We start from the raw sequence: 7728 nt of genomic DNA, 5'->3' as shown, positions 1-7728 counted from the left end.
GCCTCACCCACCTGTCCGACGGTGGCGGGGTCAGCGCTCACGGGTGCCGGACCGGTGACAGCACGCAGAACAACTGCTCCGGCGGCGTCACGCCGTGGGGCACGATCCTGTCCGGCGAGGAGAACTTCAACCAGTACTTCGCGAACGCGAGCCTGGTGACCGACCCGGACACCAAGGCCAAGTTCGCGCGCTACGGCATCAGCGGTGGTGCGTCGCTGCGCAAGTGGGAGAACTTCGACAAGCGCTTCGACCTGTCGAAGGAACCGAACGAGGCCAACCGCTTCGGCTGGATCGTCGAGATCGACCCGCTCGACAAGAAGTCGACGCCGGTCAAGCACACCGCCCTCGGCCGCTTCAAGCACGAGGGCGCGAACATCATCGTCGCCAAGGACGGCCGCGTCGTCGCGTACATGGGTGACGACGAGCGCTTCGACTACATGTACAAGTTCGTCTCCGACGAGAAGATGCAGAAGGGCGACTCGAAGCGCGCCCGCGAGCACAACAAGCGCTTGCTGGACAAGGGAACGCTCTACGTCGCGCAGTTCACCGGCGACAGCCCCGCGGCCGAGATCGACGGCACCGGCAAGCTGCCCTCGGACGGCGAGTTCGACGGCACCGGCAAGTGGATCCCGCTGGCTTCGGGCGACAAGTCCTTCGTCCCCGGCTTCACCGCCGAGGAGGTCTACGTCTTCACGCGCCTGGCCGCGGACAAGGTCGGCGCCACGAAGATGGACCGCCCCGAGGACGTCGAGCCCTCGCTGCACAACCGCCGGATCTACGCCGCGCTGACCAACAACACCGACCGCGGCAAGGCGGGCAAGGAAGGCCCGACCGAGATCGCGCCGCGCGTCGCCAACAAGCACGGCCACGTCCTGGAGATCGAGGAGCGTCGTTCGGACAACACGGCGCTCGAGTTCTCGTGGAAGCTGCTGCTGGTCTGCGGTGACCCGAAGGACCCCGGCACGTACTTCGGCGGCTACGACAAGTCTCAGGTCAGCGCGATCTCGTGCCCGGACAACGTCGCGTTCGACAGCCACGGCAACCTGTGGATCTCCACGGACGGCAACGCCCTGGGGTCCAACGACGGCCTGTTCGCGGTACCGGTCGAGGGCAAGCGCCGTGGTCTCGTGAAGCAGTTCCTCACGGTGCCCAAGGGCGCGGAGACCTGCGGTCCGGTCGTCACCGAGGACTTCGTGCTGGTGTCCGTGCAGCACCCCGGTGAGATCGACGGCGCCTCGGCGAACAACCCGATGTCGCACTGGCCGGACGGTGGCACCTCGCAGCCGCGTCCGTCCGTCGCGGTGGTGTGGCGCAAGGACCGTCGCCGCATCTGCGACTGATCCTGTGCGCTGGCTCACTCGAATGGAATGAACCGGTGCAGCCACCTGTCCGTGTGATGGGTGGCTGCACCGCGGACAGCCGAGGGAACGTCCACATTGGCTGTCTACTTTGGAGTGAGCTGTGAAGAAGGTTGGACTTTTCGTTGGTGCCGCTGCTCTTCTGGGTCTTGCCGCGTGTGGCACCACTCAGGGCACCGCAACGCCCACCCCGGTCGCCCAGGCCTCTCCCGACGCTCCGGTCGCGGCCGCCGTCCAGGTTCCGGCCGGCCAGAAGCTGGTCGGCAAGTACCAGGCCACCGGCGTCCAGACGTACTCCTGCACCGCGAACGCGTGGAAGGGCCTGGAGCCCGCCGCGACGCTGGTGGACAAGGACGGCAAGCCGATCATCCTGCACTCCCGCGGCCCGGTTTGGGTGTCCACTGTGGACGGCAGCGCGGTCGAGGCAACGCCGGTCGACGGCGCCAAGAACGACGTCAAGGGAGCCGTGCCCGAGCTCCTGCTGAAGACCAAGACCGTGCGTGGCGACGGCCTGTTCGGCAAGGTCAGCTACGTGCAGCGGCTCGCGACCGAGGGCGGCGTCGCCCCGTCCGGCGGCTGCACCGCCGGCGCCCAGATCTCCGTGCCCTACAAGGCCGTCTACACCTTCTTCGCTCCGGCGTCCTGATGTCGTTTGAACCAGTTCGAGCACCAGCACGTACTACCTCAGAGTGATGAAACGTGCTGGTCTCGTCCTGGTCTCAGCAACTCTGATCGGCATCGCCGCGGGAGGTGTCGGCTCCACCGCAGCGCCGACACCGGCGGCGATGGACACCTCTGACCTGAGGGTCGCACCTGCGGTTCAGGTTCCATCAGGCAACAAGCTCGTCGCCAAGTTCTACGCGAAGGGCGTGCAGACCTACACCTGCACCGCCGGCGCGTGGAAGGGCCTGGAGCCCGCCGCCACCCTGGCGGACCGGCTCGGTCGCGCGGTCGCACTGCACACTCGCGGCCCGATCTGGGTGTCCACCGTCGACGGCAGCGCGGTCGAGGCCGCACCGGTCGACGGCGCCCGCAACGAAGTTCCAGGAGCCGTTCCGGAACTCCTGTTGAAGGCCAAGTCCGTGCGCGGTGACGGCGTGTTCGGCAAGGTCAGCTACGTGCAGCGCCTCTCGACCAAGGGTGGCGTCGCCCCTGGTGGCGCATGTCAGGAAGGCGCCCAGACGTCCGTGCACTACGAGGCGCTCTACGCCTTCTCCGCACCCGCTCGCTGAACCAGCGCCACCACGGCGGCGACGATCATCGTGATGCCGACGACCCACAACCCGGTCTTCTGCGTCCCGGTGAGGTCACGCAGCCACCCGGTGACGTAGGGGGCGACGAAGCCGCTCACGTTGCCCAGCGAGTTGATCAACGCGATCCCCGCGGCCGCTGCCGTGCCACCCAGGAAACTGGTCGGTAGCGCCCAGAACGTCGGCAGGGCGGCACAAACGCCGATCGCGCAGACGCTGACCGCGACCATCGCCGCGACGGGGTTGCTGAGGTAGAGCGCGCACGGGATCGCCGCCCCGCCGAGCAACATCGGCGCGGCGACGTGCCACTTCCGTTCCCCGGTGCGGTCTCCATGCCTGGCCCACAGGATCATGGCGACCGCACCGAGGACGTACGGGATCGCGTTGATCAGCCCGCGCTCGACGGTGTTCGCTCCCGGCGCCAGTCCCTTGATGATCGTCGGCAGGAAGAACCCCAGCGTGTACAGCCCGTACACGATCCCGAAGTACACGAAGCTCAACGCCAGGATCCGCGGGTGTGTGAGCGCTTTCTTGAGCGGCCAGTGTTCCTTCTTCGGTTCTTCCAGGGCGGTCTCCGGCTTGTCCGGCAGCCAGAACCACGTCACGAACGCCAGCGCGATCGCCGGCAGCCCCTCGATCAGGAACATCGTGCGCCAGTCCGTGACCTGGATCAGCCACCCGCTGAGCGTCGACCCGAGCGCCGTCGAGATCGGCACCGCCACCATGAACAGCGCGACGATCCGCGCCCGGTCCTTCTCCGGGAACCAGTACGTCAGGTACAGGATGATGCCGGGGAAGAACCCGGCCTCCGCCACCCCGAGCAGGAACCGCAGCGCGATCAGCACCGTGCCGTTGGGCACGAACGCCATCGCGCTCGCCACGATCCCCCAGCTGATCATGATCCGCGCGATCCACCTGCGCGCCCCGAACTTGTGCAGCGCCAGGTTGCTCGGCACCTCCAGGATCAGGTAGCCGATGAAGAACACCCCGGACGCGAGCCCGAACGCGGTCGCGCTGAGCTTGAGCTCCTCGGACATCCCGTTGGGCCCGGCGAACCCGATGTTGACCCGGTCCAGGTAGTTGATGAAGTAGAGCAGGCACAAGTACGGCAGGATCAATTTCCGAGGCACGTTACGGTTCCCCCATGAGTGATCGTCCGGTCGCCCTCGTCACCGGGGCATCCAGCGGAATCGGCTCGGCCATCGCCCGCAGTCTGGCCCCAACCCACGACCTGCTGCTAGGCGGACGCGACGAAACGTCCCTGTCTCTGCTGGCAGCGGAACTCCCGGGCGCCACCGCCTGGCCCTTCGACCTCACCAACGCGGCCTCCGCCGACCTCGGCCCCTTGTCCCGCCTGGACGTGCTCGTCCACAGCGCCGGCATCGCCCTGCTCGGCCCGCTGTCCGAGGCCTCCCCCGCTGACTGGCGGCAGACCTTCGAGGTGAACGTGTTCGCCGTGGCCGAGCTGACCAACCTGCTGCTTCCTCAACTGCGAGCCGCGTCAGGCCACGTCGTGTTGATCAACTCGGGCGCTGGCCGCAACGCCAACCCGGGCTGGGGTGTCTACGCGGCCTCGAAGTTCGCCCTCCGCGCCTACGCCGACGCCCTGCGAGCCGACGAGCCGTCGTTGCGCGTCACCTCGGTCTATCCCGGCCGGACCGCCACGCCGATGCAGGAGGAGGTGCGGCGCCAGGAGGGCGGCGACTACGACGCCACCCAGTACCTGGACCCGGCCTCGGTGGGCCGCGCGGTGGCGTCCGCGGTGCTCGCAACGCCCGACGCCCACATCACCGAGCTGATCGTCCGCCCCCGCCCGCGCTGAGTTGTCCACAGGCTACTCAACAGCCTGTGGTTGGCACGTAACGCACGGTAAAATTGAAATTGGGGGAACCCGGCAGCGCGCCTACTGCTGCGTGCCGCCAACGGCTCCTATGCGCTCCGCAGCCGCAGCCGCAGCCGCAGCCGCAGCCGTCATGCCTGCCGCAGCCGCCGGGCCTACGCCTGCCGCAGCCGCCGCGCCTACGCCTGCCGCAGCCGCTGCGCCTACGCCTGCCGCAGCCGCCGGGCCTACGCCTCCCGTAGCCGTCGAGCCACCGCGGTCACCCCGGCCTGAGCCTCGGCCCGGTCCACCCGAGTGGACTCCCCACCAGCCACGACCTGATCGCCGGCCACCCACACGTCCGTGACCCGCCGCGACCCAGACCCCCACACCAGGTTCGCCAGCAGCTGCGCATCCGGCGCATCCAACCCAGTCGCAAAGGCGGGGTCATCAGCGGCGATGTGCACGACGTCGCCCCACCGCCCGGCCTCCAGAGCCCCGATGTCATCCCGTCCGAGAGCCGCCGCCCCACCCCGAGTGGCCATCAGCAACGCCTGCGCCGCCCCGAGCACCGTCGCGTCCATCGCGGAGACGCGCGCGAACATCGCCGCCAGCCGAGCCTCCTCGAACAGGTCCAGGTCGTCGTTCGACGCCGGTCCGTCCGTGCCGAGGCCCACGTTCACGCCCGCCTGCAGCATCGCCGGCACCCGCGCGATGCCGGAGGCGAGCTTGGCGTTCGAGCCGGGGCAGTGCGCCACGCCGACGCCGTAGGACGCGTACAGCGCGATGTCGTCGTCGGAGAGGTGCACGGAGTGTGCGGACAGGACGCGCCCACCCAGCACATCCGACGCCTTCAACAAGGCAGGTACCGAGCCGTACTCGGCGCGCTGGGCGAGGTCTTCTTCCGGTGACTCGGCGACGTGCACCATCAGCAACGCATCGCGCGCTCGTGCCTCCTCGGCGACGGCTGTCAGCATCGCCGGCGTCAACGTGTAGGCGGAGTGCGGTCCGAAGGCCAGCTCGATCCGCTCGCCGGGGCCGAAGCGCAGGCCGTCCGCGTCGATCCACCTGGTGATCTCGTCGGTCAGCGACTGCCACGACAGGCCGGGCAGGTCGAGGATCGCCGAGCCGAACACCACGCGCGACCCGGCGGCCAGGATCGAGGAGACCAGCTCAGGGCCGTGGAAGTACATCTCGGCCGACGTGGTGACGCCGTGCCGCAGCATCTCCACGGCACCCAGCAACATCCCGGCTCCGACGTCGGCAGCGGTCATCCGCGCCTCGTTCGGCCACATCTGCTCCTTCAGCCACCGCAGCAGCGGCAGGTCGGAGCCCAGGCCGCGCAGCACCGTCATCGGGCTGTGCGCGTGCGTGTTCACCAGGCCGGGCAGCAGGATTCCCGACAACGAGCGGACCTCGCCGGCAAAAGCAGGAGCCGAAGCAGCCTCACCCACATAGGTGATTCGACCGTCGACCACGTCCACGACGGCATCCCGCAACACGGAGCAGGAAGGGTCGCAGGGCAGGACAACCGGGGCGTGCAGACGCAGTGACATGCGGAGAATCCTGCCATTGTGATGCCGATCACAAGCACGCATGCATCCGCAACGAGTGGGAATCCTGCCTCCGTCGGGTGCGGACCGACCCCCAGGGTCCGCCCCGACCAAAAACTTCTCCCTGACCAAAGGGCTCGCCGAGCACGAACCGGCGGGCCCTTTGTGCTTCCCGAGCAACCACCACGAGACCAGGGACGTCACATGATCATGTCGAAGAAGCCGTGCACGTCCAGTGGAGACTTCCGGCGCGCGCAGAAGCCCGCCACCCCCAAGCCGCCGACTCGGCGCTGAGTTGGCATGATCACACTCGCACGGGACCGGGCGTGATCATGCGGAGGCATCAGTGGCCGACATCGACCCTCAGAACGACGACCAGTTCAGCGATGCCGAGATGACGCAGGAGTTCGACGTCATCCGCGACGAGCGCTAAGCCAGAGGCAGCTCGGCGCGAACCGTCCACCCAGTCGGTTCGCGTCGGCCTGCGGAGAACCTGCCGCCCAGCAGTTCCACGCGCTCACGCATGCCGACGAGCCCGTAACCCCCAGACCCGCCAACGGGAACACCCGAGGCGACGCCGTCGTCCTCGACCAGGAGCAGCAGCACACCGTCCTCAGAGGACAGCGAAACCTCCACTGAGGACACTGCCGAGGCGTGCTTCTGGGTGTTGGTCAACGACTCCTGCACCAACCGCAGCACCGACCGCGCGAGCTCTTGAGGCACCGCGTCCTGCAGGTCGAACGACAGCCGCACCGGCATCCCGGCTTCGGCAGCCAGTGCGCGCACGTCGTCCATCAACGACGAAGACGCGGCCGGGCCGGAGGATCCACCGTCCCGCATGGTCCCGACCAACCGGCGCATCGCCGTCAAAGCCTCAGTTCCGGAAGCCGCGATCGACGGCAGCACATCGACGTCACGGTTCAGCTGACCGGCCTGCGCGTGCACGACGATCGCCGTCACGTAGTGCGCCACCACGTCGTGCAGCTCTCGCGCCAACGCCATCCGCTCGGCGTTCTGCGCGGCCGCAACGGAAGCAGCCAGTTGAGACGCACGCTCGGCATCGCGAGCCCGGAAGTACAAGCCGGTTCCCACCGACAGCACGAGCAGGACGAACGCGGCGATCGAGAAGTTGAAGGTGTCCGGGCTCCACTCGCGGTACTCGACCGGCGCCACGATCGGCCAGCCCAGCACCTCGGCGACGACCATCGCCGCGATCACCAGCAGGGTGCCGATCACCGAACGGGCGCGAGAGGACTCGCGCACCAGGGTCGCGATGGTGGCCATCGCGGCGCCCGTCATCGCGATGCTCGCCCCGCTCGTGAAGATGTGCAGCTTGATGCTCACACCGAGAAGCCGCATGTAGATGGCGACGCAGGCGATGGCGAAGGCCAGCGCGAGCGCCGCGTCGAACGGTCTGCGGGGTGCCAGCACGGCGATCACGCAGATCACCAGGACACCGGGAACCTGCCACCACCCGGGACCGGTGTTGATGGCGTTGGTCTCCAGCAGGGCGATGGCGGTGAGCGAGAGCGCCAGCGGCCACTGGCGTTTGGCGAGCAACCGCCAGTTCAGTTCCGTGCTCTCCACCCGGTACACGGTAAAGCCGGAAGGCTGATCCCGCGTCCGACTCGGGGCTACCCCGGTATCAGCCAGAAGGCTGAGTGGGCGACCTGCGGAAATACCCTCCCGGCGGATGCCGGATCACGCCCCGGTCACGGACTCTGGAGTAGCAGTCGGGGAAACGGAGG

The 7728-nt window shown here is 68.3% G+C and carries 7 protein-coding genes; 4 read left to right on the top strand and 3 right to left on the bottom strand.

What is annotated here, in order from left to right; genetic code table 11:
- From ABZX92_RS29180 to ABZX92_RS29170, 3 genes are all read left to right on the top strand, one after another.
- The coding region (locus ABZX92_RS29180) for an alkaline phosphatase PhoX (RefSeq protein ID WP_355566093.1) at positions 1-1340 on the top strand (1340 nt) is incomplete at its 5' end.
- Between the two features lie 121 nt (positions 1341-1461).
- Positions 1462-2004 carry a DUF3455 domain-containing protein gene (locus ABZX92_RS29175; RefSeq protein WP_355566090.1) on the top strand — a complete coding sequence of 181 codons (543 nt, stop codon included), beginning with the start codon at positions 1462-1464 and terminating at the stop codon, positions 2002-2004.
- Positions 2005-2050: 46 nt separating this feature from the next.
- Entirely contained in the window at positions 2051-2590 is a 540-nt protein-coding gene (locus ABZX92_RS29170) for a DUF3455 domain-containing protein (RefSeq protein WP_355566088.1), read from the top strand.
- Here ABZX92_RS29170 and ABZX92_RS29165 read toward each other — a convergent pair.
- Positions 2563-3738: an MFS transporter gene (locus tag ABZX92_RS29165; protein ID WP_355566085.1), complete on the bottom strand. Its 1176-nt coding sequence runs from the start codon at positions 3736-3738 to the stop codon at positions 2563-2565. The genes ABZX92_RS29170 and ABZX92_RS29165 overlap by 28 nt on opposite strands.
- A gap of 14 nt (positions 3739-3752) precedes the next feature.
- Between ABZX92_RS29165 and ABZX92_RS29160 the strand changes: the two genes are divergently transcribed.
- The gene (locus ABZX92_RS29160) at positions 3753-4430 is read left to right on the top strand and encodes an SDR family oxidoreductase (protein WP_355566082.1); all 678 of its coding nucleotides are present in this window, start codon (positions 3753-3755) and stop codon (positions 4428-4430) included.
- A 245-nt stretch (positions 4431-4675) separates the two neighbouring features.
- Here the strand turns inward: ABZX92_RS29160 and ABZX92_RS29155 are convergent, their stop codons facing one another.
- Both ABZX92_RS29155 and ABZX92_RS29150 read right to left on the bottom strand, forming a co-directional pair.
- Positions 4676-5983 carry an amidohydrolase gene (locus ABZX92_RS29155; protein WP_355566080.1) on the bottom strand — a complete coding sequence of 436 codons (1308 nt, stop codon included), beginning with the start codon at positions 5981-5983 and terminating at the stop codon, positions 4676-4678.
- A 426-nt stretch (positions 5984-6409) separates the two neighbouring features.
- Positions 6410-7567 (bottom strand): histidine kinase, encoded by a 1158-nt coding sequence (locus ABZX92_RS29150; protein ID WP_355566078.1) that lies wholly within the window; start codon positions 7565-7567, stop codon positions 6410-6412.
- Positions 7568-7728: the final 161 nt, after the last annotated feature.

Origin of the sequence: Lentzea sp. NPDC006480, from assembly GCF_040611995.1 — a bacterium.
Lineage (GTDB): Bacteria > Actinomycetota > Actinomycetes > Mycobacteriales > Pseudonocardiaceae > Lentzea.
This window is presented reverse-complemented; position numbering and strand designations above follow the sequence as displayed.

Bases quoted from the DNA above. Each gene is read 5' to 3' on its own strand.
- ABZX92_RS29170 (WP_355566088.1), top strand. From the start codon at position 2,051: ATGAAACGTGCTGGTCTCGTCCTGGTCTCAGCAACTCTGATCGGCATC.
- ABZX92_RS29160 (WP_355566082.1), top strand. From the start codon at position 3,753: ATGAGTGATCGTCCGGTCGCCCTCGTCACCGGGGCATCCAGCGGAATC.
- ABZX92_RS29155 (WP_355566080.1), bottom strand. From the start codon at position 5,983: ATGTCACTGCGTCTGCACGCCCCGGTTGTCCTGCCCTGCGACCCTTCC.